This window comes from Pseudonocardia lutea (assembly GCF_042658055.1).
Lineage (GTDB): Bacteria > Actinomycetota > Actinomycetes > Mycobacteriales > Pseudonocardiaceae > Pseudonocardia > Pseudonocardia lutea.
In genome coordinates this window covers 1-2,039 of record NZ_JBHSQK010000114.1, presented here as the reverse complement: position 1 = coordinate 2,039, position 2,039 = coordinate 1, and the positions used below count along the sequence as shown (strand labels likewise).

At 53.2% G+C, this 2,039-nt stretch carries 1 rRNA gene; it reads right to left on the bottom strand.

Annotation, left to right across the window (positions count from 1 at the left end):
- A 23S ribosomal RNA gene (locus ACFQH9_RS30840) occupies nt 1-2,039 on the bottom strand; the annotation flags it as partial.

Here is a 2,039-nt window from a genome sequence, read left to right as displayed (position 1 = left end):
TCCGTTGAGCGATGGCCCTTCCATTCAGAACCACCGGATCACTATGACCTGCTTTCGCACCTGCTCGCGCCGTCACGCTCGCAGTCAAGCTAGCTTATGCCATTGCACTAACCTCCTGATGTCCGACCAGGATTAGCTAACCTTCGTGCTCCTCCGTTACGCTTTGGGAGGAGACCGCCCCAGTCAAACTACCCACCAGACACTGTCCGCAACCCCGGTCAGGGGCCAACGTTAGAACATCAAACATTAAAGGGTGGTATTTCAAGGTTGGCTCCACGCAGACTGGCGTCCACGCTTCAAAGCCTCCCACCTATCCTACACATCAAGGCTCAATGTTCAGTGTCAAGCTATAGTAAAGGTTCACGGGGTCTTTCCGTCTTGCCGCGGGTACACTGCATCTTCACAGCGAGTTCAATTTCACTGAGTCTCGGGTGGAGACAGCCTGGCCGTCGTTACGCCATTCGTGCAGGTCGGAACTTACCCGACAAGGAATTTCGCTACCTTAGGACCGTTACAGTTACGGCCGCCGTTTACCGGGGCTTCGATCAAGAGCTTCTCCTTACGGATAACCCCATCAATTAACCTTCCGGCACCGGGCAGGCGTCACACCGTATACGTCCACTTTCGTGTTTGCACAGTGCTGTGTTTTTAATAAACAGTTGCAGCCAGCTGGTATCTTCGACTGGTCTCAGCTCCACCCGCAGGGGCTTCACCTACACACCAGCGTGCCTTCTCCCGAAGTTACGGCACCATTTTGCCTAGTTCCTTCACCCGAGTTCTCTCAAGCGCCTCGGTATTCTCTACCTGACCACCTGTGTCGGTTTCGGGTACGATTTGATGTTACCTGATGCTTAGAGGCTTTTCCTGGAAGCAGGGCATTTGTTACTTCAGCACCGTAGTGCCTCGTCATCACACCTCAGCCTTGATTATCCGGATTTGCCTGGACAATCAGCCTACATGCTTAAACCGGGACAACCGTCGCCCGGCTAACATAGCCTTCTCCGTCCCCCCTTCGCAGTAACACCAAGTACAGGAATATTAACCTGTTTCCCATCGACTACGCCTTTCGGCCTCGCCTTAGGGGTCGACTCACCCTGCCCCGATTAACGTTGGACAGGAACCCTTGGTCTTCCGGCGAGCGGGCTTTTCACCCGCTTTATCGTTACTTATGTCAGCATTCGCACTTCTGATACCTCCNCGCTGCCGCAGCTTCGGTGCATGGTTTAGCCCCGTTACATCTTCCGCGCAGGCCGACTTGACCAGTGAGCTATTACGCTTTCTTTAAATGATGGCTGCTTCTAAGCCAACATCCTGGCTGTCTGTGCCTTCCCACATCGTTTCCCACTTAACCATGACTTTGGGACCTTAGCTGGCGGTCTGGGTTGTTTCCCTCTTCACGACGGACGTTAGCACCCGCCGTGTGTCTCCCGTGATAACATTCTTCGGTATTCGTAGTTTGCATCGGGTTGGTAAGTCGGGATGACCCCCTAGCCGAAACAGTGCTCTACCCCCGAAGATGAGTTCACGAGGCGCTACCTAAATAGATTTCGGGGAGAACCAGCTATCACGGAGTTTGATTGGCCTTTCACCCCCAGCCACAAGTCATCCGCTAATTTTTCAACATTAGTCGGTTCGGTCCTCCAGTTAGTGTTACCCAACCTTCAACCTGCCCATGGCTAGATCACCGGGTTTCGGGTCTATACCCTGCAACTTAACGCCCAGTTAAGACTCGGTTTCCCTGCGGCTCCCCTATACGGTTAACCTTGCTACAGAATATAAGTCGCTGACCCATTATACAAAAGGTACGCAGTCACACCCGAAGGTGCTCCCACTGCTTGTACGTACACGGTTTCAGGTTCTTTTTCACTCCCCTCGCCGGGGTTCTTTTCGCCTTTCCCTCACGGTACTGGTTCACTATCGGTCAGTCAGGAGTATTTAGCCTTGGAGGATGCTCCCCCCATATTCAGACAGGATACCACGTGTCCCGCCCTACTCTTCGAGTTCACAGCCTGTGCATTTTGGTGTACGGGACTATCACC